This window comes from Pseudomonas sp. SCB32, from assembly GCF_009189165.1.
Taxonomy (GTDB): domain Bacteria; phylum Pseudomonadota; class Gammaproteobacteria; order Pseudomonadales; family Pseudomonadaceae; genus Pseudomonas.
In genome coordinates, this window is sequence record NZ_CP045118.1 from 541,320 (window position 1) to 564,450 (window position 23,131).

At 65.5% G+C, this 23,131-nt stretch carries 16 protein-coding genes; 8 read left to right on the forward strand and 8 right to left on the reverse strand.

Features of this window, described 5'->3' with window-relative positions; all coding sequences use genetic code 11:
• The first annotated feature begins 71 nt into the window (after positions 1–71).
• Together GA645_RS02540 and GA645_RS02545 are read left to right on the forward strand one after the other, a co-directional pair.
• Positions 72–1,868, forward strand: a complete 1,797-nt coding sequence (locus GA645_RS02540; RefSeq protein WP_152219679.1) for an acyl-CoA dehydrogenase C-terminal domain-containing protein — start codon at positions 72–74, stop codon at positions 1,866–1,868.
• A gap of 304 nt (positions 1,869–2,172) precedes the next feature.
• Positions 2,173–3,951 carry an acyl-CoA dehydrogenase C-terminal domain-containing protein gene (locus GA645_RS02545; protein ID WP_152219681.1) on the forward strand — a complete coding sequence of 593 codons (1,779 nt, stop codon included), beginning with the start codon at positions 2,173–2,175 and terminating at the stop codon, positions 3,949–3,951.
• 626 nt (positions 3,952–4,577) lie between these two features.
• Here GA645_RS02545 and GA645_RS02550 read toward each other — a convergent pair.
• Positions 4,578–5,456: a LysR family transcriptional regulator gene (locus tag GA645_RS02550; RefSeq protein WP_152219683.1), complete on the reverse strand. Its 879-nt coding sequence runs from the start codon at positions 5,454–5,456 to the stop codon at positions 4,578–4,580.
• 100 nt (positions 5,457–5,556) lie between these two features.
• Between GA645_RS02550 and GA645_RS02555 the strand changes: the two genes are divergently transcribed.
• Both GA645_RS02555 and GA645_RS02560 read left to right on the forward strand, forming a co-directional pair.
• Positions 5,557–6,264, forward strand: a complete 708-nt coding sequence (locus tag GA645_RS02555; RefSeq protein WP_152219685.1) for an MOSC domain-containing protein — start codon at positions 5,557–5,559, stop codon at positions 6,262–6,264.
• Positions 6,265–6,477: 213 nt separating this feature from the next.
• A complete protein-coding gene (locus GA645_RS02560; protein ID WP_152219687.1) occupies positions 6,478–8,451 on the forward strand; it encodes a PhoX family phosphatase in 1,974 nt (657 codons plus the stop codon).
• Positions 8,452–8,601: 150 nt separating this feature from the next.
• Here the strand turns inward: GA645_RS02560 and fnr are convergent, their stop codons facing one another.
• Complete coding sequence (fnr, locus tag GA645_RS02565) at positions 8,602–9,303, reverse strand: fumarate/nitrate reduction transcriptional regulator Fnr (protein ID WP_152219689.1); 702 nt, start codon at positions 9,301–9,303, stop codon at positions 8,602–8,604.
• Positions 9,304–9,597: 294 nt separating this feature from the next.
• Here fnr and GA645_RS02570 point away from each other — a divergent pair, with 294 nt between their 5' ends.
• The 4 genes from GA645_RS02570 (at position 9,598) to GA645_RS02585 (ending at position 13,742) form a co-directional block, all read left to right on the forward strand.
• Positions 9,598–10,356: a hypothetical protein gene (locus GA645_RS02570; RefSeq protein WP_152219691.1), complete on the forward strand. Its 759-nt coding sequence runs from the start codon at positions 9,598–9,600 to the stop codon at positions 10,354–10,356.
• 107 nt (positions 10,357–10,463) lie between these two features.
• Complete coding sequence (locus tag GA645_RS02575) at positions 10,464–11,753, forward strand: FAD-binding oxidoreductase (protein WP_152219693.1); 1,290 nt, start codon at positions 10,464–10,466, stop codon at positions 11,751–11,753.
• A gap of 13 nt (positions 11,754–11,766) precedes the next feature.
• Positions 11,767–12,318, forward strand: coding sequence for a helix-turn-helix domain-containing protein (locus GA645_RS02580; protein ID WP_152219695.1), 552 nt, complete (start codon positions 11,767–11,769; stop codon positions 12,316–12,318).
• Positions 12,319–12,392: 74 nt separating this feature from the next.
• Positions 12,393–13,742, forward strand: coding sequence for a glutamine synthetase family protein (locus tag GA645_RS02585; protein ID WP_152219697.1), 1,350 nt, complete (start codon positions 12,393–12,395; stop codon positions 13,740–13,742).
• Positions 13,743–14,129: 387 nt separating this feature from the next.
• Here GA645_RS02585 and GA645_RS02590 read toward each other — a convergent pair whose 3' ends face one another.
• The 6 genes from GA645_RS02590 to GA645_RS02615 form a co-directional block, all read right to left on the reverse strand.
• Positions 14,130–15,698: a PAS domain-containing methyl-accepting chemotaxis protein gene (locus GA645_RS02590; protein WP_152219699.1), complete on the reverse strand. Its 1,569-nt coding sequence runs from the start codon at positions 15,696–15,698 to the stop codon at positions 14,130–14,132.
• On the reverse strand, positions 15,695–17,875 hold the full coding sequence (locus GA645_RS02595; protein WP_152219701.1) for a bifunctional diguanylate cyclase/phosphodiesterase: 2,181 nt from the start codon (positions 17,873–17,875) through the stop codon (positions 15,695–15,697). The genes GA645_RS02590 and GA645_RS02595 overlap by 4 nt, the downstream gene beginning before the upstream one ends.
• Positions 17,876–18,036: 161 nt before the next feature.
• Positions 18,037–18,360 carry a hypothetical protein gene (locus GA645_RS02600; RefSeq protein ID WP_152219703.1) on the reverse strand — a complete coding sequence of 108 codons (324 nt, stop codon included), beginning with the start codon at positions 18,358–18,360 and terminating at the stop codon, positions 18,037–18,039.
• Positions 18,361–18,659: 299 nt separating this feature from the next.
• Entirely contained in the window at positions 18,660–19,145 is a 486-nt protein-coding gene (locus GA645_RS02605; protein ID WP_152219705.1) for a Bro-N domain-containing protein, read from the reverse strand.
• Between the two features lie 873 nt (positions 19,146–20,018).
• Positions 20,019–20,783, reverse strand: coding sequence for a hypothetical protein (locus GA645_RS02610; RefSeq protein WP_152219706.1), 765 nt, complete (start codon positions 20,781–20,783; stop codon positions 20,019–20,021).
• Between the two features lie 11 nt (positions 20,784–20,794).
• The gene (locus tag GA645_RS02615; RefSeq protein ID WP_152219708.1) at positions 20,795–23,128 is read right to left on the reverse strand and encodes a hypothetical protein; all 2,334 of its coding nucleotides are present in this window, start codon (positions 23,126–23,128) and stop codon (positions 20,795–20,797) included.
• Positions 23,129–23,131 lie beyond the last annotated feature (3 nt).

Sequence of the window (23,131 nt, forward strand, 5' to 3'; positions counted from 1 at the left end):
CGGGTGGACACTGGCCGTTAGGTTCGAGGTTTTCGCGCCGCGCCGGCGCACGAACCGAACGGAGATTCGCGATGCCCGAGTACAAGGCCCCCCTGCGCGACGTGCGCTTCCTCACCGACGAAGTCTTCGACTTCACCGGCCGCTATGCAGCCCTCGGCGCCACCGACGCCACCGCGGACATGTTCGCCGCCATCCTCGAGGAGGGCGCCAAGTTCTGCGAGCAGGTCATCGCCCCGCTGAACCGCTCCGGCGACGAGGAGGGCTGCCACTTCGACAACGGCGTGGTAACCACGCCCAAGGGCTTCAAGGAAGCCTTCGCGCAGTACGTCGAGGCCGGCTGGAACGGTGTCTCCAGCGATCCAACCTACGGCGGACAGGGCCTGCCGCCGTCCCTCGGCCTGCTGGTCAGCGAGATGATCGGCGCCTCCAACTGCTCCTGGGGCATGTACCCCGGCCTGACCAAGGGCGCCATGGCCGCTATCCACGCCCACGGTACGCAGGAGCAGAAGGACACCTACCTGCCGCGCATGACCAGCGCGGTCTGGACCGGCACCATGTGCCTGACCGAGCCGCACTGCGGCACGGACCTGGGCATCATCAAGACCCGCGCCGTGCCCAACGCCGACGGCAGCTACGCGATCACCGGCACCAAGATCTTCATCTCCGCCGGTGAGCACGACATGAGCGAGAACATCATCCACCTGGTACTGGCCAAGCTGCCGGACGCCCCGGTCGGCACCAGGGGTATCTCGCTGTTCATCGTGCCCAAGTTCAACCTTGACGCGAATGACGAGGCCGGCGCGCGCAACGCCGTGGCCTGCGGCTCCATCGAGCACAAGATGGGCATCAAGGCCTCGGCCACCTGCGTGATGAACTTCGACGGCGCCCGCGGCTTCCTGATCGGCGAGGCCAACAAGGGCCTGGCCTGCATGTTCACCATGATGAACCATGCGCGACTGGGCACCGGCATGCAGGGCCTCTGCCTCGGCGAAACCAGCTACCAGGGTGCCGTGCGCTACGCCCAGGATCGTCTGCAGATGCGTTCGCTGACCGGCCCGAAGGCGCCGGATAAGCCCGCCGACCCGATCATCGTCCACCCGGACGTGCGCCGCATGCTGCTGACCATGAAGGCGTTCAACGAAGGTAACCGCGCACTGGCCTACTTCACCGCGCAGCTGCTGGACATCGAGCATCTCTCCCAGGACGCCGAGGAGCGCGAGCACGCCGCCAACCTGCTGGCCTTCCTCACCCCGATCTGCAAGGCCTTCATGACCGAGACCGGTCTGGAAGTCACCAACATCGGCATGCAGGTGTTCGGCGGCCATGGCTTCATCCGCGAGTGGGGCATGGAGCAGTTGGTGCGCGACTGCCGCATCGCGCCGATCTACGAGGGTACCAACGGCATCCAGGCGCTGGACCTGCTGGGCCGCAAGGTCCTCGGCAGCCAGGGCAAGCTGCTGATGGGCTTCACCAGGCGGGTGCACCAGCTCTGCCAGCAGCACGCCGAGCACCCGCAACTGAAGACGCAGGTCGCCCAGTTGGCGGCGCTGAACACGCAGTGGGGCGAGCTGACCCAGAAGGTCGGCATGGCCGCCATGAAGAACCCCGACGAAGTCGGCGCCGCCTCGGTGGACTACCTGATGTTCTCCGGCTACGTCACGCTCGGCTACTTCTGGCTGCGCATGGCGCTCGTTTCCCAGCAGAAGCGGGAGGAGGGCGCTGGCGAGGCCGCCTACTACGAGGCCAAGCTGACGACGGCCGAGTTCTACTTCAGCCGCCTGCTGCCGCGTGCACAGGCCCATGCGGCGGCGGTGGAGGCCGGTTCCGACGTACTGATGCGTCTGTCGGCGGAGCAGTTCGCCCTGTAAATCCCGTAGGACTGCGTAGGACTGCGTAGGGCGGATAAAGCGGAACGCTTTATGCGCCGGCCGGCATGGCGGATAACGCCGTTGGCGTTATCCGCCCTACGCGCTGCAGACGAGGAGGTCTGGCGCATCCGGACCTTTCACGTCGGCTACATTTAGTGACCAATATATAGTTGATTGGTCACAACATGACGCTTAAAGTCTGAAAAGTTGTTGGAGTAAACTCCGGCGGCGTACCTTCGCGTACCTCCTATTCTGATACCGCTGGCTGGCTGATCAGCCGTCGTTTTCGTTCGAGGATTTATCCATGGCTGACTACAAAGCTCCCCTGCGTGACATGCAATTCGTCCTCAATGAGGTCTTCGAGGTTGCCAAGCTCTGGGCAGAACTGCCGGCGCTGGCCGAGACCGTCGATGCCGAGACCGCCAGTGCGATCCTTGAAGAGGCCGGCAAGGTCACCGGCGGCGTGATCGCCCCGCTGAACCGCAGCGGCGACGAGGAAGGCTGCAGCTGGAGCGCCGAGGGCGTGAAGACCCCGGCCGGCTTCCCCGAGGCCTACCGCACCTACGCCGAAGGCGGCTGGGTGGGCGTGGGCGGCGCGCCGGAATTCGGCGGCATGGGCATGCCCAAGGTGATCGGCGCCCAGGTCGAGGAAATGGTCAACGCGGCCAACCTGTCCTTCGGCCTCTATCCGATGCTCACCGCCGGCGCCTGTCTGTCGCTGCTCAACCACGCCAGCGAAGAACTCAAGGCCAAGTTCCTGCCGAACATGTACGCCGGCACCTGGGCCGGTTCCATGTGCCTGACCGAGCCGCACGCCGGCACCGACCTGGGCATCATCCGCACCAAGGCAGAGCCCCAGGCCGACGGCAGCTACAAGATTTCCGGCACCAAGATCTTCATCACCGGCGGCGAGCACGACCTGACCGAGAACATCATCCACCTGGTCCTGGCCAAGCTCCCCGACGCGCCGGCCGGCTCCAAGGGCATCTCGCTGTTCCTGGTGCCGAAGGTGATGGTCAACGCAGACGGCTCCCTGGCCGAGCGCAATGCCGTGTCCTGTGGCTCCATCGAGCACAAGATGGGCATCAAGGGCTCCGCCACCTGCGTGATGAACTTCGACGGCGCCACCGGTTGGATCGTCGACGCGCCGAACAAGGGCCTGGCCGCCATGTTCACCATGATGAACTACGAGCGCCTGGGCGTTGGCATCCAGGGCCTGGCCACCGGCGAGCGCTCATACCAGAGCGCCGTGGAATACGCCCGCGAGCGTATCCAGAGCCGCGCGCCGACCGGCCCGGTGGCGAAAGACAAGGCCGCCGACCCGATCATCGTGCACCCGGACGTGCGTCGCATGCTGCTGACCATGAAGGCGCTCAACGAGGGCGGCCGTGCCTTCTCCAGCTACGTCGCCATGCAGCTGGACACCGCCAAGTACAGCGAAGAACCCACCACCCGCAAGCGCGCCGAGGAACTGGTCGCCCTGCTGACCCCGGTGGCCAAGGCCTTCCTCACCGACATGGGCCTGGAAACCACCATTCACGGCCAGCAGGTCTTCGGCGGCCACGGCTTCATCCGCGAGTGGGGCCAGGAGCAGCTGGTGCGCGATTGCCGCATCACCCAGATCTACGAAGGCACCAATGGCATCCAGGCGCTGGACCTGATGGGCCGCAAGATCGTCGGCAGCGGCGGCGCCTACGCCAAGCTGTTCACCGACGAGATCCGCACCTTCACCGCTTCGGCGTCCGCCGAGCTGGCCGAATTCACCGGCCCGCTGAACGCCGCCGTGCAGAACCTGGAAGAACTGACCGCCTGGGTCCTGGACCGCGCCAAGGGCAATCCGAACGAGATCGGCGCCGCGTCGGTCGAGTACCTGCAGGCCTTCGGCTACACCGCCTATGCCTACATGTGGGCGCTGATGGCGCGCGCCTCGCTGGGCAAGGAAGGCCAGGACGCGTTCTACGCCAGCAAGCTGGGCACCGCGCGCTTCTATTTCGCCCGCCTGCTGCCGCGCATCCACTCCCTGAGCGCCTCGGTGAAGGCCGGCAGCGAGTCGCTGTACCTGCTGGACGCCGCGCAGTTCTAAGCGCTACGCAAAAGCCCCGCCTCGGCGGGGCTTTTTTTTGCCGGTTATAGAGTTTGGTAACCGAGATATCACGATTGCGTGTAAGCCTAGGCTTACAAACGCTGGTGGTGATCAGCGTCTGTCTGAAATCTCCTGGCGCGGTTAATCTTCTCCTCAGTCAGGACATTGCGCAGGAAGCGCCAACGACAACACGGAAATATAGGGATTCCACCAAGGATGGTGGCCAGCACGGACGTCAGGATATCGGTCTGCAAAACCCCGCTTCGAAAGAGGCGGGGTTTTTTCTTGCCTGGGATTCGGCTATGGCGCGAACTTGTCGGTGCGGGCCATGGCCGTGATCGCGCGCATGGGCTAGGCGCCCTGCAGCTCCTACAGGCGGAATACCGTGCTTGTCGGTAGCTGCTTTTGTAGGAGCAACTGTCTTTTGGGCTCCCGCGTTCGCGGGAGTGACGGGGGTGAGATTCGCGCTCCATTGCGTCATCCCCGCGAACGCGGGGACCCAGAAAACAATGTAGGAGCGGATCTTATCCGCGAATCCGGCCGGTAGGCCGGCGGTCAGAGGTTGCGCCGCTGTCGCGGTGATCGCGGAGAAGCTCCGCTCCTACGAGAGCCAGACTCTTGACCGGTCACACAGCGCCGTCGAGCAACGACCGCAGCAACTCCACCGTCGGCTGCTGGCGCTGCGCATCGCGATAGACCAGCCCCACGCTCAACGGAATGCGCGGTTCGCTCAGCGGCTTCCACAACAGGTTCGGATTACCGTGCATCTGTCGTGCGCGCCCCGGTAGCACAGTGGCGAAGCGGCTCTGCGGCAGGCTGTCGAGGATGCCGCTCATGTGGTTCAGCTCGGCCTGCACCCGTGGCCGGCGGCCGATGGCGGCCAGTTGCTCCTGCCAGATCTGCCGGGCGCGGAACTCCTCGCCCAGCAACAGCATTGGCAGTTCCGCCGCCTGGGCCAGCGAGACTTTCTTGAAGTCTTTCAGCGGATGGTCCGCCGCGATCACCAGTTGCAGCTCGTCCGGGTACAGCTCCACGCCGTGCAGCGCCGGCTGGCGCGGCGGCAGGAAGCCAATGCCGATGTCGAGCTGGCCGACCAGCAGGCGCCGCTCGATCTCCACGCCCGACAGCTCGTAGATGCGCACCTGCACGTGCGGTTGCGCGGTATGCAGGCGCTCCACCAGGTGTGGCACCAGGTTGGCATTGACCGTCTGCAACACGCCGATGCTCAGGCTGCGCGCATTCTGGCCACGGAAGCCGCGCAACGATTCGCGGGCTCGCTCCAGGCCGTCGAGCAGAGGCACCGCGTGGTTGTACAGCGTGTGCGAGGCCGCGGTCGGCAGCAGGCGCTTGCCGCTGCGCTGGAACAGCGCCACGTCGAGGTTCTGCTCCAACTGGCGGATCTGCTGCGAGAGCGCCGGCTGGGAAATCGCCAGGCGTTCGGCGGCGCGCCCGACGTGGCCTTCCTCGTAAAGCGCAACGAAATAGCGGAGCTGGCGGAAATCCATAAGGTCTGCTTATCAACGAAACTGGAAAATCGAAATGGATAGTCGGCTATCCAGGCCACTACTCTAGCGCTTGTCCGCTGTCTCAGATGGGTAGACAAAGGTGGAAAGCATCGTCATCCAGGGCGTTTTCATAGGCAAAGTCGAAGAAAGCTGGGGAGGTCTGCTCAGCGACATCGACAAGCTGGAAACGCATCAGGAAGTCTGGCTCGGCGCCGAAGGATTGCCGGGTGACGCCAGGGCCGACCTGCGCCGCGACGGCGGCCTGGACCGCGCACTGCACCACTACCCGGCCGAGCACTACCGCCACTGGCGCAAGCAGCACCCGCAGACGCGTTGGCGACAGGCGGCCTTCGGCGAGAACCTGTCGACCTTCGGCCTCAATGAACACGAGGTGTGCATTGGCGACCTGTTCCGCTGGGGGGAGGCGCTGATCGAGGTGAGCCAGCCGCGCTCGCCCAGCTACCGTCTGGCGCGTCGCTGGAACCTGCCCGAGCTGCCTTTCGAGGTGCAGGCGCAGGGTCGCTGTGGCTGGTTCTACCGGGTGCGCCGTTCCGGCATGGTCGCCGCCGATGCGCCGCTGGAACTGGTGCAGCGGCACTACCCGCAGCTCTCCGTGGCGAGCCTGCTGGACTGGTACTTCGGCCATCCGCTGGAACGTACCGGGCTGCGCCTGATGATGGCGTGCGACGCGCTTTCCCTGCGCTGGCGCAAGACCGCCGCGCAACGCCTCGCCAGTGGCGTGCTGGAAGACTGGACGGCCCGCCTGGCGGGCCCCGAATGTTCGGAGCAGGGCGGCCTGCACAGCTGAATAGCTGAGCCGCACTGTTTCGCAAATGCCCTCGCGCCCGCCCCCGGACGTCGTCTTGGTCCTGTGGGGCGGCTTTTATTCCCGTCGCCGGCCCCTCTGCGGGGCCGGCGGTCCTGTCATCCCGACGTAACACCCCGTTCCTAACCTTCCGCGCATATCTTTGTCTGACAACCCGAGCCGTCCTGCCGACGGCCGTGCGGAAGGAACCCCTCCATGAGCGAACGATTCCAGGACTTCCACGATCGACTGGCTGCCTTCGATGACCAGGTGATCAACCCCTCCGGCAATGTGCCGATGAGCGAGTTGATCGACCCGGCCCGTCGCCGCCTGTTGAAGAGCAGCCTGGTGCTGGGCGCCGTCGGCTTCCTCGGCGGCGGCCTGTTCCCCGGCCGCTCGCTGTTCGCCGCCGATGCTCCGGCGCTTTCCGCGCTACTGGGCTTCAAAGGCGTGCCGGTGCAACAGGACCCGAAGTTCGACCGCGTGATCGTCGCCGAGGGATATACCGCCCGGCCGTTCTTCTCCTGGGGCGACCCGGTGGTGGCCGGCTCACCGGCCTGGAAGGGCGACGCCAGCGAAGACTGGAAAGCCCAGGAGCTGCAGGCCGGCGACAACCATGACGGCATGCACTACTTCCCCTTCCCGGATGCGCCGGACAGCCATGGCCTGCTGGTGATCAACCACGAGTACATCAACCCGACGCTGCACACCAAGGGCCAGACCTTCGAGGATCGCCCCGACGGCACCCGTGGCCGTCCGGAAGCCGAAGTGCGCAAGGAAATCGCGGCCCACGGCCTGAGCGTGATCGAGGTGAAGAAGGACGCCAGCGGCCAGTGGCAGCGCGTCGAGGGCTCTCGCTACAACCGCCGCATTACCGGCAGCTCGCCGTTGGACCTATCCGGCCCGTTGGCCGGCCATGACCTGCTGCGCACCGCCAGCGATCCGGATGCCAAGCAGGTGCTGGGCACGCTGAACAACTGCTCCATGGGCGTCACGCCCTGGGGCACCTACCTCGCCTGCGAGGAGAACTGGCACCAGTACTTCGTCAACCGCGACAAGGACGACTACGCCAAGCGCGTTTCACACAAGCGCTACGGCCTGTCCAACGGTCAGTTCAGCAACTACTACGCCTGGGAGGCAGTGGACGCGCGCTTCGACGCTACGCCCAAGGCCGATCAGCCCCACGGCGGCCACGTCAACGAGCCGAACCGCTTCGGCTGGGTGGTGGAGATCGATCCGTTCGACCCCAAGTCGACGCCGAAGAAGCGCACTGCGGTGGGCCGTTTCTGCCGCGAGTGCTCGACCCTGTCGCTGGGCGCCGACAACCGCATGGCCTTCTACTACGGCGACGACACCAAGGGCGAGTACATCTACAAGTTCGTCCCGGCCGGCAAGTATGACCCGGCCAACCGCGCCGCGAACCGCGACCTGCTCGATGAGGGCACGCTCTACGTCGCCCGCTTCAACGCCGATGGCAGCGGTCGGTGGCTGCCGCTGGTGCACGGGCAGAACGGCCTCACCGCCGAGAACGGTTTCGCCAGCCAGGCCGAGGTCCTGGTCAACGCCCGCGCCGCCGCCGACCTGCTGGGCGCAACACCGATGGATCGCCCCGAGTGGGTCGCCGTACAGCAGACCACCCGCGAGGTCTATGTCAGCCTCACCAACAACGATGCTCGCGGCAAGAAGCAGCCGGTGGACGCCGCCAACCCGCGCAAGGAAAATCTGCACGGGCAGATCCTGCGCTGGAACGAGATCGGCGCTGATCCGACCGCGACGACCTTCCAGTGGGAGATCTTCCTGCTGGCGGGCGAGCAGAAGGTGTCCGGCGCGCCGGAGAACCTGGTCGGCACCATCAACGGCGACATCTTCTCCTCGCCAGACGGCCTGTACTTCGACACCGCCGGGCGCCTGTGGATCGAGACCGATTACGACGATGCGGAGAAACCCATGCACGCCATGGGTTGCAATCAGCTGCTCTGCGCCGACCCACACAGCCGCGAAGTGCGCCGCTTCCTGGTCGGCCCGCGCGGCTGCGAGCTGACCGGCATCACCCAGACCCCGGATGGCAAGACGCTGTGGGTGAATATCCAGCACCCGGGCATCAGTTTCCCTGCCAGCGATGGCAAGAGCATTCCGCGCTCAACGACGCTGGTGATTACCAAGGATGATGGGGGCGTGATCGGGACCTGATCGTTCGGAAGTGATTCCTTGTAAGAGCGGGCCATGCCCGCGACCAGCCCCGCGCCAGGTCCATCAGGCCGGCGCGGAACGGGTGCCGGCCTGCCGGCCGGTTCGCGGGCATGGCCCGCTCCTACGGGTGACGCTCGGAGCGGCTGAATCTCAAAGCTCGACCTCACCCCCGGCCAGCGCACACAGTTCGGTGAAATCGACGATCTCCGTCTCCCGCCCATCCACCCGCACCAATCCATGCTTTTGCAGACGGGTGAAGCTGCGCGAAACGGTTTCCACCGCCAGCCCCAGGTAATCGCCGATCTCGTTGCGCGACATGCTCAGGCGGAAGCGCGTGGCCGAGAAGCCGCGATCGCGGAAGTGCGCGGAGATATTGAGCAGGAAGGCGGCGATTCGCGAGTCCGAATTCAGCCGCGAAAGCAGCAGCTTCATCTGCTGATCTTCGCGGATCTTGCGGCTCATCATCAGCATGATCTGGTGCGACAGGCCGGGGATCTGGTTCGATAGCTCTTCCAGCTGATTGAACGGAATCTCGCTGCACAGCGTGCTTTCCAGCGCCTGCGCCGACACCGGGTAGCTGCCTTCGCCCATGCCGGAAAAGCCGAAGATCTCGGTGGCGAAATAGAACCCGGTGATCTTCTCCAGGCCCTGCTCGTTGGTGGTGAAGGTCTTGATCGAGCCGGAGCGGACCAGATAGACGTTGTGGAACGGGTCGCCCTGGCGGAACACGAAGTCACCCTTGTGCAGCAGGCGGCCCGGCTTGATGATCGCCTCCAGTTCCTCGATCTTGTCGTCGCTCAGAGTCGGCGGCGCCAGCCGGCAGTTCTTGCAGTACGGTTGCGGTTTGATCATCTGATTCATCCATTTCCCCATGGGCCGGCTATCGCGCGCAGCACAGCGTTCCTCGGGCGCATCGCCCCCCTGAAACCATAGCAATAGACAGCCATCTGTCACTTGCCGGGCGCCAGGAGAAGCCTGCGCCGAATGGATTTTTCATTCCAGCTTGACCCTTTCTTCACTGCGCCGACGGCAGTCTTCGCCGCCGCGCACCATGGGGTCATGGGGGAGCCCACAAGAACTCCAGGTGCCGTGACGCACCCGACGGAAGGGAACGCGTCTATCCCGCTTATTTCCGGAGTCCTGTTCGTGAACAAACTGCCACAGATCACCCTGGCTTTCTGGGTGATGAAGATCTGCGCCACCACCCTGGGGGAAACCGCCGGCGACCTGCTGTCGATGACACTGAACGTCGGCTACGCCGTCAGCTCGCTGATCCTCATCAGCCTCTTCCTCGTCACCCTGGTCGGCCAGCTCGCCAGCAAGCGCTACGTGCCCTGGCTGTACTGGCTGGTGATCCTTTCCACCAGCACCGCCGGCACCACCATGTCGGACTTCATGGACCGTACCCTGGGCCTGGGCTATGCGACTGGCTCGGCGATCCTGATCAGCATCCTGGTGGCGATCTTCGCCCTGTGGCGCTTCAGCGGCACCTCGCTGTCGGTGGACAACATCCGCAGCTTCAAGGGCGAGATGTTCTACTGGATCGCGATCCTCTTCTCCAACACCCTGGGCACCGCGCTGGGCGACTTCCTCGCCGACGACTCGGGCCTGGGCTTTGCCGGCGGCGCGCTGCTGGTCGGTAGCCTGATCGCGGTCGTGGTGCTGCTGCACTACTTCACCAAGCTGTCCTCGGTGCTGCTGTTCTGGATCGCCTTCGTCCTGACCCGCCCGTTCGGCGCAACCCTGGGCGACGTGCTGACCAAATCCCACGAGAAGGGTGGCCTGGACTTCGGCACCATCGGCTCTTCCGCCATCCTGGCCGGCATCCTGGTGGTACTGGTGATCGCGGTCAGTGTGCGGCAAAAGCGCGACGAGGAATCCAGCACGGCGGTGCTGGCGTCCTGACCCTCTGACACCGCTTCCCGTCGCTACGGGAAGCGAAGGGCTAGCCTTGTGAAATTTGTTCTGTTATTTTTCATGAAAAATAAACAAAACAATTTCACGAGGTGGCCATGTTCCTGCGTTCGACCGAGCCGGTCGGCACTTACTATGCCGGCGCCAACCCCGAGCTGATCCAGCCGCGCGAGGCGCTGCGCGAGCCGCTGGAGTGTGACGTGCTGGTGATCGGTGCCGGTTTCAGCGGCCTGCATACGGCCCTGCAACTCGCCGAGGGCGGACGCCAGGTCTGCATGATCGAAGCCAGCCGCATCGCCTGGGCCGCGTCCGGGCGCAATGGCGGCCAGGCCCTGCCGGGCTGGTCCAGCGACCTGGGCCCGATCGAGGCCGACCTCGGCCATGAAGGCGCGCTGCGTCTCTGGCAAGGCATGCTCTGGGCCGCCCACGAACTGCGCGACCTGCCGCAACGCCACGGCTTCGATTGCGACTACCGCATCGGCCACCTGTGGACCGCCGTGCTGCCGCGCCGCGTCGGCATGCTCTACGACTGGCAGGCCGAGGCCAATCGTCGCTGGGGCTATGAAGGCCTGCGCTTCGTACCCCGCGAGGAGCTGCCGGAGTGGATCGCCAGCGATCGCTACCAGGCCGGCCTCTACGACCCCAATTCCGCGCACCTGAACCCGCTGAAGCTGGCCTACGGCCTGGCCGGTGCCTTCGAACGCGCCGGTGGCCGCATCTTCGAGCAGACCCGCGCAATGAGCTTCCGCGAGAGCGGCAGCGGCTACGAAGTGACGACGGAGCATGGCAGCGTGCGCTGCGCCTCCCTGGTGCTGGCCTGTAACGCCTATATCGACGGGCTCGACCGCGACGTTTCCGAACGCATGCTGCCGGTGGGCACCTACCAGGTCGCCACAGTGCCGCTGGGCGAGGAACTGGCCCGCTCGCTGCTGCCGAAGAACTGCTGCGTCACCGACAACCAGTTCGTCCTCGACTACTTCCGCCTGACCCCCGACCACCGCCTGCTGTTCGGCGGCGGTTGCACCTACCTGGGCGGCATGCCCAGCGACATCCGCGCGGCAACGCGCCCTTATGTCGAGCGGGTGTTCCCGCAGCTCAAGGGCGTGGAGCTGGAATATGCCTGGGGCGGCCACATCGACTGCACCATGCGTCGCACCCCGGACATCGGCCGGCGCGGCGAGCTGTACTGGCTGCAGGGCTATTCCGGCCACGGCGTACTGCCGAGCCTGGCCGCCGCCCGCGCGGTAAGCGAGGCGATGCTGGGTCGCAGCGACGAGCTTGATCTCTATCAACGCATCCGCAATCCCGGGTTCCCCGGCGGTCAGCGATTCGCTGCACCACTGGAAGCCGCCGGTAAAGCTTGGTATCGATTGCGCGACTTTTTCTGAATCGGATTTCGCCATGACCCAGACGGTCACCAACGAACACCTTGCCACGCTGATCCGCGACCTGCGCAAGCACAAGAACCTCACCCTGGGCGCGCTGGCCGAACAGATCGGCCGCTCGGTGGGGTTCCTCTCCCAGGTCGAGCGCGGCCTGTCGCAGCCAACCGTGGCCGACCTCACCGCCATCAGCGAAGCGCTGGGCGTGCCGACCACCTATTTCTACGCCGGCGACACCCGTCGCGAGCTCGACTGGGTCACCCGCCCGGCCGACCGCCGCACCCTGTACTACGCCGGTGGCGTAACCGACATCCTCGCGTCGCCGAACATGTCCGGCGGCTTCTCCATGCTCGACAGCATCCTCGCCCCTGGCGCCACCAGCGGCGAGGGGCACCTGAACGACAGCTCCGAGCAGGGCGGCTTCGTCCTCGAAGGCGAGCTGACCATATGGTACGAGGGCGACACCGTCACCCTGCAGACCAACGACAGTTTCCAGTTGCCGCCGCACAGCCAGTTCCGCTACGGCAACCTCACCGACAAACCCACTCGGGTGCTCTGGATCTTCACCTGATTTCCCAAGCCAGCCCGAAAGGGTTGGTTTAGGAAAACGATCCGGCTGCGCCCGCTAAACAGGCCCCAAGCACAATGAACCGCTCGACCTATCCCGATCTGCTCAGTGAAGTCCGCGCTTTCCGTCAGCAATACCCTGACGTCCGCTACGTCGACCTGATCTGCCTGGACATCCCCGGCCACTTCTACGGCAAGCGCTACCCCGTCGACATGCTGGAAAAAGTCGCCGCCGGCAGCCCGCTGAAACTGCCGCAGAACTGCGTGCTGCTGGGCGTGCAGGGTGGTCTGCACCCGATCGGCGACTACTGCTTCAACGACGGCGACCCGGACGCGCCGCGCCGCCTGATCCCCGGCTCGCTCAAGCCGGTGCGCTGGGAGAACCAGCCGCTGGGGCAGATGCTGATCAGCTCCGACGGCACCCACGCGCCCATCGAGTTCGAACCGCGCGAAGTGCTCGCCCGCGTCATGCAGCGCCTGGAGTCCAAGGGCATCCGTCCGGTGGTGGCCTTCGAACTGGAGTTCTACCTGTTCGACAAGAAGCTCGACGCCGGCCTGCCGCAATACCCGCGCGACCCGCTGTGCGACGACGAGGATGACCAGCCGAACATGCACATCGAGCGCCTGTCGCGCTTCTCCGACGTGCTCCATGAGATCGTCGAAGCCTCCCGCGAGCAGGGCGTGGATGCCAACGTGATCACCGCCGAGATCGGCCCGGGCCAGTTCGAGATCAACTTCGCCCACTGCGAAGATGGCCTGCACGCCGCCGACCAGGCCGCACTGTTCGCCCGCGCCACCCGTGGCGTGGCGCTCAAGCACGGCTTCCGCGCCAGCTTTATGAGCAAGCCCTACCTGCACGCGCCGGGCAGCGGCATGCACGTCCACGTCAGCCTGTATGACCGTGATGGCAACAACCTGCTCGAGAGCAACGACCAGCAGGCCCTGCGCCACGCCGTGGCCGGCTGCCTGGAGCTGCTGCCGCACTGCATGCCGATCTTCGCCGCCAACCACAACGCCTACCGCCGCTACGGCTCCCGCGTGAATGCGGCGAGCAAGGCCAGCTGGGGCTTCGAGGACCGCGATGCGTGCATCCGCATTCCCGAGTCCGACGGCAAGAACCTGCGCATCGAGCACCGCCTGGCCGGCGCCGACGCCAACCCGTATCTGGTGCTGGCGGCCATCCTCACCGGCATGGAGCACGGGCTGGAAGCCAAGCTCGAACCCATCGCACCACTCAACGAAGACCGCTCCAGCGGCATCGACTTCCCCCGTGACATGCTCGGTGCCGTCGCCGCCATGGAAGACCATCCGGTGGTTAAGGACGGCCTGGGCAGCGAGTTCGTCTTCGTCTACTGCGAGAACAAGCGCCACGACCATCTGGACTTCATGAACGAAGTCAGCGCGCGGGAGTACCGCTGGTTCCTCTGAGACCGGTGAACTCCGTAGGGCGTACAACCGTTCGCGGTTGTACGCCGATACACCGCGCTTAGCCGCTGGTGCCCGGGGTGGGCTCCGAGTGCGCTGGGACCAAGGTCAATCGGCGGATAACGGCTCATGGATATCCTTCTCCGCGGGTGGGCCAGCGAGCTTGCTCGCGAACCTGGCCTCGCAGCGGAGTTGGTTCGCGAGCAAGGACTGGGCGCCCCCACGCTCCCCACAAAATACCTGAACCCACCCTGTAGCCCGTAGGATGGGTAGAGCGCAGCGAAACCCATGCTGTCGTCGCACCGGGTCGATGGGTTTCGCGTTGCTATACCCATCCTACGAAAGCCTGCGCTGCGGCTATCCGCCGGTCAGCCGTCCCCCCGCCATGCGCTAGGCGCTGCGGCTCCCCTCCCAGAAATGCTCCGCCAGCAATCGCAGCTCCGCCGCCAGCTCCGCCATGCGCGCCGCACTGCGCTGGCAGGTGCCGGCGTTGGCCGCATTGCTGTCGGCGGACCCGCGGATCGCCTGCAGGCTACGCTGCACTTCCTCGCTGGCCGCGCCCTGCTGCTCGATGGCGGTGGCGATCTCCAGGCTCATGCGCTGGATCGACGACACCTGTTCGCTGATCCGTTCCAGCGTGCCGGTAGCCTGGCCGGCCTGATCGAGGCTGGCCAGCGCCTGCTCGCAGCAGAGCCACAGTGCGCGTACCGAATCCTCGGCGCCGCGCTGCAGGTTGCCGACCAGCCCCTGGATGTCCCGCGCGGATTCCTCGGTCCGCGAGGCGAGGGCGCGTACCTCGTCGGCGACCACCGCGAAGCCGCGTCCGCTCTCGCCGGCCCGCGCCGCCTCGATGGCGGCGTTGAGCGCTAGCAGGTTGGTCTGCCCGGCCACATCGCGGATCACATCCAGCATCCGCGAGATCGCCTCGCTGTGCGTCTGCTGCTCCTCGACGGCGGCGCAGGCCTGACGCACGCCGGCTTCCAGCTCGGCGAGCTGGCCACGGGTGCTGCGCACGTCGTCATGCCCGGACTGGGTGATGCGGTCGCTGCACTGCGCGGCCACGGCACTGTGCTGCGCGTGGCGCGCCACCTCTTGCACGCTCTGCGCGAGTTCGTGCATGGCGTTGGCCACCTGCTCGGTCTCGCGTTGCTGCAACTGCGTGGCCGCGCTGCCGCCGGCCATGGCATCGGCCAGCGCCGTGGCGTGCTCGGCCAGCTGCTGCGAGGCATCGGCCATGCGCCCGACCACCGCGGCGGTCTCCGCCTCCAGCATGCGCAGGGCGAAATCCAGTTCGCCGAACTCATCGTCACGGCCCGAGTACAGGCGTTGGCTCAGCGGGTTGTCGGCAATCGTCCGGGCGCGCCTGAACAAGGCATCGAGCGGACGAAGGCGTAGCCATAACCAGCCGCTGGCGAGCCCCAGCGAGAGAAGGAAACCCGGCAGCAGCAGAGCCGGAGCGACGAGCGCAAGCAAGGCTCCACCGCCCTGAGCCAGGGCCAGCCCGATCAGCAGCTGGACCCTCACAGGCAGGCGCGGCCGGGACAATCTCGCGCCTTCCCGCAGCCGCGCATACAAGCGCTCGGCCGCCTCGACCTGCTCGGTGCTGGGGCGGGTGCGCACCGACTGGTACTCCACCACCCGGCCGTCGCGACGGATCGGCGTGACGAAGGCGCTGACCCAGTAGTGATCGCCATTCTTGCAGCGGTTCTTCACCAGCCCCATCCAGCTGCGCCCGACCTGCAGCGTCCGCCACAGGTGAGCGAAGGCGGCCGGCGGCATGTCCGGGTGACGCACGCGATTGTGGTTGAATCCCAGCAGCTCCTCGGCGGTGAAGCCGCTGATGGCGATGAAGTCCGGATTGACGTGGCTGACCGCGCCTTTCAGGTCGGTGGTGGAGAGAATGTTGGCGCTTTCCGGGACCTCGACCTGGCGTCCGGTGACCGGCAGGTTCAGCTTCATCGCGGCTGCTCCGGGTTGTTATCGAACAGCTTTTCCGGCGGCTGCGGCCGGCTGAACAGGAAGCCCTGGGCGTAGCGGCAGTTCTCCTGGTGGAGGAAGTCCAGGTGTTCCTGGCGCTCGACGCCCTCGGCCACCACCTCCAGCCCAAGGCTATGGCCGAGGCCGATGATCGCCCGGCAGATGGCGCTCAGTTCCGGATCGTCCGGCGCGCGGGTGATGAAGCTGCGGTCCACCTTCAGGATGTGCAGCGGATAGCGCTTGAGATAACCCAGCGAGGAATAACCGGTACCGAAATCATCCAGCGCCAGGCGCACGCCCTGGGCGGCCAGCTCGCGCAGGCAGGCGAGGGTCTCCGCACCGTCCTGCATCAGCAGGCTTTCGGTGATCTCCAGCACCAGGCTGCACGGCGACAGGCCGCTTTCCGCGAGAATCTGCCGGACCCGTGCGGCGAAACCCGGCTGCTGCAATTGGCGGCTCGACAGGTTTACCGAGCAGTACAAATCCTTGCGCCCCTCGCGTTGCCAGAGCGCCGTCTGCCGACAGGCCTGACGCAGCACCCAGTCACCGACTCGGACGATCTCCCCGGACTCCTCCAGCGCCGGGATGAACTGCAGCGGCGACACCGACTCGCCGTTGCGACTCCAGCGCAGCAGTACCTCCACCGCCACCCAGCGTGCCTGGTTGCCCTCCAGGCGCACGATGGGCTGGTAATTCAGGCTGAACTCATCGTTGCGCAGCGCCTGGGCCAGCGCGCTCTCCAGATCGAGACGGCGTTGCGCCTCCGCCTGCAGCTCCTGGCTGAAGCGCGCGTATTGCGCCTTGCCGGCCTCCTTGGCGCGGTACAGCGCCAGGTCCGCGGCCTGCAGCGTGTCGATGGCCTGGCCTTCGGTGATCAGGCCGGTGATGCCGATGCTGGCGCTGACCACCAGTGTCCGGCCATCCACATGCAGCGGCAGGTGCAGGTAATCGAGCATGCGCTGGGCGACCTGTTCGGCATCGTTGAGGCTGGCCAGGTCATCGAGCAGCACCACGAACTCGTCGCCGCCGAAGCGCGCCAGGTGATCGCCCAGGCGCAGGCAACGCAGCAGACGTTGGGCGACTTCCACCAGCACCCGGTCGCCCACCGCGTGGCCGAGGCTGTCGTTGATCAGCTTGAAGCGATCCAGGTCGATGAACAGCAGGGCGGACTCGCGCGCACCGGGGCGGCGCTGGCGCATCAGTGCCTGCTGCAGCAGCTCGTCCAGGCGCAGGCGGTTGGCCAGGCCGGTCAGTGGGTCGTGCCGCGCTGCGTGGTTGAGCTGGTGCTCGCTGGCCTTGCGCTGGCTGATGTCGGTCTGCGAGCCGGCCATGCGCCCGTCGGTGATCACCCCGCGCGCCTGCACCCAGAGGTAGCCGCCGTCGCGCTGGCGGATGCGGTACTCGTGATTGAGCAGCGGGCTGCTGCCGCGCAGGTGCGCATCGATGGCCTGGCGCAGGCCGGGCAGGTCGTCCGGGTGCACGCGGGTGAACCAGCTGGTACTGCTCTCGCCCAGATTGTCGCGGGAGAGGCCGAGCATGCGCGACCAGCGTTCGGAGACGTAGAGGCGATCGTTGCCCAGGTCCCAGTCCCAGATGCCATCGTTCGCCCCACGCAGGGCTCGGGCGAAGCGCGCCTCGCTGTCTTCCAGCGCCTGGCGCTGCGCCGCGCCGTAGGTGTCGATGGCCAGCGACATGTCGAAGAACACCCGCTTGAGCAGGCTGCTGAAGGCCGGGGCTTCCGGCGCATCGCCGAGCAGCTCGTCGAGCATGTGCTCCAGGTACAAGCGGTAGGCGCCCAGGTACCACTTCAGCTCCACGCCCACATGCTGGTGCACCAGCCCGATGCGCAGGCGATCACGCACATAATCGGCGCTCTGCGGGGCGTCCCAGAGTTGGCGGTAGTACTCGAACTGGCTGCGCTTGAGCCGCTCCAGCGTGGCGGGGTCGGCGAGGATCGCCGCCAGGTGCGGGTAATGGCGCAGGTGGTCGTAGAGTCGCTCGATGAACTGCCGGTGGCACAGATCGAGTTCGCTGGCGCGTCCGTTCAACTGACGGGCATCGTCCTCGCCCCAGTTCAGATACTCCAGGCGCTGATCGATTTCCGTCATCGACAGGCCGATGCGCTCGAGCACGCTATCGAGCTTCGGTCCCAGGCCCATGCTTGGCTCCTTGCGGGTGGCTGGTTTTTGTTCGGGCATGAAAAAAGCGCCGGTTCGTCAGCCGAATGAACGGCGACAAACACGGCGCTTTGTCTTGCAGGCCCACAAGTCCTGCCCGGCAAAGCCAGCTTCCGCAGCGGCGGAACGCGGGTCGGAGAGTTTTACACCAGTGCCCGCGGCGCCGACAACTCTTCCAGCGCAATACTGAGCCGCCGCCGCAATTCCCCCAGCTCACGAGAGCGGAAGGCATGGCGGCTGCGTTCCAGCACGCCGATGGCGTCGGCCAGCAATGCATGCAACTGCGCCGTCTCGCTCAGGGGCGCATCCTTGAACCAGCGGCACAGCGGCGCCTGCACGCAATCCTGGGGGCCTTCGAGCACCGCACAGGGGAGACTGTAGGCAGCCAGCAGGGCACGCACCTGACGGGCCTGCGCCGGGTCCTGGGAAGCGACCAGCAGCTGCACCGGGAACCGGTGGAGAGTCATGACAAAGCTCATTGGTGGCAAAAGGACATCAATGTATCCCTGTATGGGTATTGAGCATTGATCCCTGTCATGCCTGAGCGCGTCCCGTTGGGGGTTGGTGTGATGTGGCTCGCATTGTGGGCGAGAGGGGCGGTGGCGCTACGCCAGACTCGCCCGTAATAGCAACTGCCTTCTGGGTCCCCGCGTTCGCGGGGATGACGGCGCAGCGAGTGGTCAAGTCCTGTCACTCCCGCGCACGCGGGAGCCCAGAAGACAGCGTAGGAGCGGACCTTGTCCGCGATTCCCAACGCCCCGAAGAATCAACGCAGGGTGCGCAGATCCTCCTCCATCAACCGCACGGCATCGCTCCAACGCACCCAGAGCTTGCCCTGCCAATCCATCACGCTCATCAGATGCCCTTCCACCCGCTCCATGCGCCGTTGCGGCAGATGCGGATTGTGCTGCTGCGCGTCGCGCAGCGCTGGCACCACCTCGTTGCTCAGCCACTGCCGCAGGCTGCGGTTCTCCGGGTGATAGAAATGCACCATCAGCAGCGCGTACAGGCCGCTCTCGCTGACCAGGTATTCCTTCTCGGCCGCCCCTGCGATCTGTTCGAGGCGCACCTGATCCGGGTCCAGCTTCTGCGTGAAGCGCTTGCCCAGGTGGCTGTTGGTCAACTTCGTCAGGTCGCGCAGGACGAACCACGCCTGCCGCTCGATCAGCAGCCCGCGCAGCCGGCGGTTGTAACGGTGGAAAACGGTAGGAATCAGGCCTTCGTCGGCCGGGAGTGAATCGGAAGTCTTCATGCTGTCTCTCCATGTACATCCAGGAAGCCGCCGCCCGAACAACCGAAGAGGGAGGCGGACCGTGCAAGGGTGGAATGCCGGATGCGAGAACGAACCGGTAGGGCAATAGCCCACCTCACACGGTCCGCCATAGACCGCCAGACAGTGAATGCTACTTGGCAATCGCTCTCTGCATATGGCTTACGTGTCGTTCTCGCTTTCAGGATTCCACTCCTGGCCGCAGCAGGTGCCGCGACAGCCGAAACGCTACGCAGAGGCCTTGTAGGACAGCAACGCCGTTGCGGCGTAGGGCAATTCGCAAGTTGCTGAGATGCCTATTTGGCTCATTTAGTGAGCCGAATAGCGCAATCAATCGGCTCACTGCGCCAGAAACACAAAAGCCGCGCATTCGCGCGGCTTTTGCTGAAAGGGTGGTGGGCCCACACGGACTTGAACCGTGGACCAAAGGATTATGAGCCCGAGATAGATTCCAGTGTCATCTGAGAAAACCCGTCTATTCCAGGGTTTTCCGTGACCATGCCCAGCAATGAGCGTCAATTTCCCTCACGGGTGTGGACGCTGTGTGGACACTCCGAACTGTACCGGCTTTCACCCCCCTTCAATTCCTTTCACACCGTGAAAACCCTGCCCAGCCCCGGCGCCCCGCGTGCCTGCTGGCCCGGCGCCCTGGTTGCACCACCCTCCGGGATTGCACAAAAAAATCACGCAAGGCCCGTCGGCGGGAGGGGGATAAGTCCGTTTTGGCCTCCAGTTTTCTCGCGGCAGCGGATTTTGTGGCGAGCGGCACGGGGTTGTCCTGGTCCTGCTTGGTTGCCTATCTGCAGACGAAAAAAAGCCCGCTGGTAAGCGGGCTTTGTCCGTACAGGCCGTGGATTAGATGACGATTCCCCGGTGGGTGTAGTAGGCCTTGAGCGACTGATAAACCGCGTCCAGTTCTGCGTCACTCAGTTGGCGGCTGTAGAGCGCGGCGAAGTAGATCTCCGCCGTAGTAGATGGAGCATATGGACCAACGGTGGAGCCGATATTGAAGGTTTGACCAAGGTCGAAAGTCCTGTCTACCGGAAGGGTCCGCGAGTCACTGTAGCCGGCCGTCTTGTCGACAAACTTCGCCTGGCGAGTGGGGGTGTGGAAGGACGATGCCATCATCCTGATTGTGTTGGTAGGAACATCGATTTCCAAAGGCTCCACGGCGGGGTTCGTTGCTCCCTCCACGTAGCTAACAATCTGGCCAAGTTTCCCTTTGCCGTCGACGGGGCCCAGCCCCCGGAACCAGGTCGTTGTCCCAAGGGTAGTCGTGCCGGCTGGGGCTCCTTTGCGCTGCGACCCGAAGTTAGAGACGTACATGGCGTCATCCTCGGTGGCTGGCGTTTTGAGGACCAGGACGATCGACATCGAGGGCGTGTGGTCGACTGCGGTTTTCAGGTAGTTCACCAAGTTGGTGAATACGGCACTGTGCGCCTTGACCACGGGAGCACCGACCAGCAGTGCGTCTGGCTTCCCTTTCGCCAGGTTGCGGCGCAGGTTGTCTGCCGAGCCGCCGAAGAAGTTCAGGTACTCCAGCCCGTCCTCCACGGCGGGGATGTAACTCACGGCGCGCTCGGAGAAGTCGGCGCCCTTTACAACGATACGAATGCCCATGGTGTTGCTCCTTAGATCAGGTCGGCGGTGATGCTGAACGCGATGCACCAGTTGTGAAGCGGATAGGGTTTGTCGATCAGGGCGGGAATGTTCGCCCCTGCGTACTGACCGCTGCCGGCGGTGTACACGTAGTTTTCAGAAGCCACGGTGTCGTCGCTGTCGCGCAGGTTGCCGTTGCCGTCGGTGGCCGCTTTGGTGCCGTACTGGACGCGCACGGCGCCGGAGGTGTCCCGCCCGAGGCGAATGCGGACGATGGTTGACGCGGCGAGCTCGACTGCCGAGACCGGAACCACGCCCGAGTCGTCCAGGATGCGGAAACCCTTCTCGGCGTAGCTGGTGGCGGTCAGTTGCACGTAGGGTGTGTCGAAGACCAAAGGCGGGCAGGGCACATGGAAGTCCACCAGGATCTCGCGCCCGCTGACGGTGGCACGGCGCGGCGACAACGGTTTCCACTGCTGGCCCAGGGTGACCACCCGGTGCAGCACCTTGCCCAGCTGCATGCCGACCCAGCGGTAACCGTTGGCATCGAGGTGGCCACCCTTGTCGGTGTAGGGATAGATCGGCGTAGCCAGGAACCAGTTGCGTTCCTCTTTGGCCAGCTCCCACTGGGCCATGCCGATGGCCAGATCGTTGGTGTCCACGGTGTACGACGCGCCGGTCTGGTAGGTGACGACGGCCGGCGGATTGGACTGGCCGGCGACGCCCTGGGCGATATCGGCTTTCCAGATCGCGGCCTGGGCCTTCAGCTTCGCCTTGTAGCCGTCCTTGGTGGCGTCGGAGCCGCCGGCGCCGCCGTAATTGTTTTCGCCTTGCATCCACAGAATGGCCGGGACGCAGTAGGTGACACCCTCGGTGGTGGCGATCTGTTTGACGCCCTGGGCGGCCTGCAGGAGGCGTTTGAACAGCTCGGGGCTGGCCCCTTTGCTCAGCTGCTCGACGCTTCTGCCGGCCACTCCGCAGTTCGACACGACGAACTTCCGTGACGGGTCTGCGCCCAGGCCGTGATACTGCAGGAACTGTTTGCGAGCGAAGTTCATCGCACCGACCTCGGCGCTTTCGCCTTCGTTGGCGGCACCAGGTGCAAGCGCTGCGACGGCGGCGTCATTGAGGATTGAGCCGCCATTCGCCGCCTGGGTGACGGCGACCAGGGGGTTCAGCGCGGCGCCGCCGAGTGGCAGGAACTGGGCGGTGGCGGTTTCGCTCGGGCGTGGACTGCCGCCGAACATGAGGTTGCCGCCCTGGGCCGTCTTGGACAGCGCGGGCCAGCCCTCGAAGCCAGTCGACAGGCTCTGGCCGTACATTAGGAAGTGGTTGTAGGTGCAGACCGGCCGCTGCACCTCGGTGTTGAAGGTGCCGCGAATCGCTGCGGATGCGGCCAGGTTCTCGGCGTCACGGGCCGCCAGCTGCAGGGTGGCCGCCTCGCTTGCCTGCTCGCTGGCGGCGCCAGTGGCCTCCAGCCCGCCGTCGGGGTTCAGCTGCATCCCGACAAAGCCCCATTCATCGACGAACTGCACGTGACTGCCCTGGGCGTCCTGCAGCACGGCGTTGTCCAGCTCGAAGCGGTTCGAGCGGAAAGTAGCGCTCCGGGATTCCTGGGTTTCGGTGGACAGGGCCATCAGCGTGCCGTCGGCGCCGACCTCGAACAGCACATAGCCGTCGTCGTCGGTGACGTGGAAGCCGTCGCGGCTGGACTCGCCAGCCTCCAGGGCCTCAGTGACCAGGCCTTCCGGCCCCAGGTACGCCTCGCGGGTGCCGAAGCCCCCGGCGTTGTCGGCCTCGAAGCGCACATGTCCGGCTTCATCGACAACCGATAGATACGGCTGATTGAGCGAAGCGGCCCGGATCATGCCCAGGACATCCTGGACGGCGGTCGCGCTGGGGTATCGGCCTTTCTCCACCGCTTGGCCGCCCTTGTTCTGGTACAGCACCAGGTAGTCGTTCGCGCCGCCGGCCGGGACGCTGAAGTAATGGCCGTCGCCCGTCGACTCAAGCCCCTCGGCGATGCTGGCTTTCAGCCCCGCCGACAGCTGCGCCACATCGCGCGCCGACTCGGCCCGGCTCGCGGCGGCTTCCACCGAACTGATGGTGTCGGTGACGTCGTTGCACTGCACGGCAATTCGGTAGTCGCGGGCGGCGCTGGTTACGCGCAGGTCATACAGCCCATTGGCGGCGGCGAACTGGATCAAACCGGTGGCATCGGTGGTGAAGGGGTTTGCCAGGGTGACGCCGTTGGCCTTACGCAGGCCGCTGGCCAGGATCTCGGTACCGCGTTCGTACAGGTAGCAGGTGGCATTGCCCAGGGTGTTGCCGGCGGCGTCCTGGGCGAAATAGGTTTTCAGTTCCATGCG

Excerpts from the sequence above, each read along its gene's own strand:
- GA645_RS02540 (WP_152219679.1), top strand. The coding sequence starts at position 72 with ATGCCCGAGTACAAGGCCCCCCTGCGCGACGTGCGCTTCCTCACCGAC.
- GA645_RS02545 (WP_152219681.1), top strand. The coding sequence starts at position 2,173 with ATGGCTGACTACAAAGCTCCCCTGCGTGACATGCAATTCGTCCTCAAT.
- GA645_RS02550 (WP_152219683.1), bottom strand. The coding sequence starts at position 5,456 with ATGGATTTCCGCCAGCTCCGCTATTTCGTTGCGCTTTACGAGGAAGGC.
- GA645_RS02560 (WP_152219687.1), top strand. The coding sequence starts at position 6,478 with ATGAGCGAACGATTCCAGGACTTCCACGATCGACTGGCTGCCTTCGAT.
- fnr (WP_152219689.1), bottom strand. The coding sequence starts at position 9,303 with ATGATCAAACCGCAACCGTACTGCAAGAACTGCCGGCTGGCGCCGCCG.
- GA645_RS02575 (WP_152219693.1), top strand. The coding sequence starts at position 10,464 with ATGTTCCTGCGTTCGACCGAGCCGGTCGGCACTTACTATGCCGGCGCC.
- GA645_RS02580 (WP_152219695.1), top strand. The coding sequence starts at position 11,767 with ATGACCCAGACGGTCACCAACGAACACCTTGCCACGCTGATCCGCGAC.
- GA645_RS02585 (WP_152219697.1), top strand. The coding sequence starts at position 12,393 with ATGAACCGCTCGACCTATCCCGATCTGCTCAGTGAAGTCCGCGCTTTC.
- GA645_RS02590 (WP_152219699.1), bottom strand. The coding sequence starts at position 15,698 with ATGAAGCTGAACCTGCCGGTCACCGGACGCCAGGTCGAGGTCCCGGAA.
- GA645_RS02595 (WP_152219701.1), bottom strand. The coding sequence starts at position 17,875 with ATGGGCCTGGGACCGAAGCTCGATAGCGTGCTCGAGCGCATCGGCCTG.
- GA645_RS02600 (WP_152219703.1), bottom strand. The coding sequence starts at position 18,360 with ATGACTCTCCACCGGTTCCCGGTGCAGCTGCTGGTCGCTTCCCAGGAC.
- GA645_RS02605 (WP_152219705.1), bottom strand. The coding sequence starts at position 19,145 with ATGAAGACTTCCGATTCACTCCCGGCCGACGAAGGCCTGATTCCTACC.
- GA645_RS02610 (WP_152219706.1), bottom strand. The coding sequence starts at position 20,783 with ATGGGCATTCGTATCGTTGTAAAGGGCGCCGACTTCTCCGAGCGCGCC.
- GA645_RS02615 (WP_152219708.1), bottom strand. The coding sequence starts at position 23,128 with ATGGAACTGAAAACCTATTTCGCCCAGGACGCCGCCGGCAACACCCTG.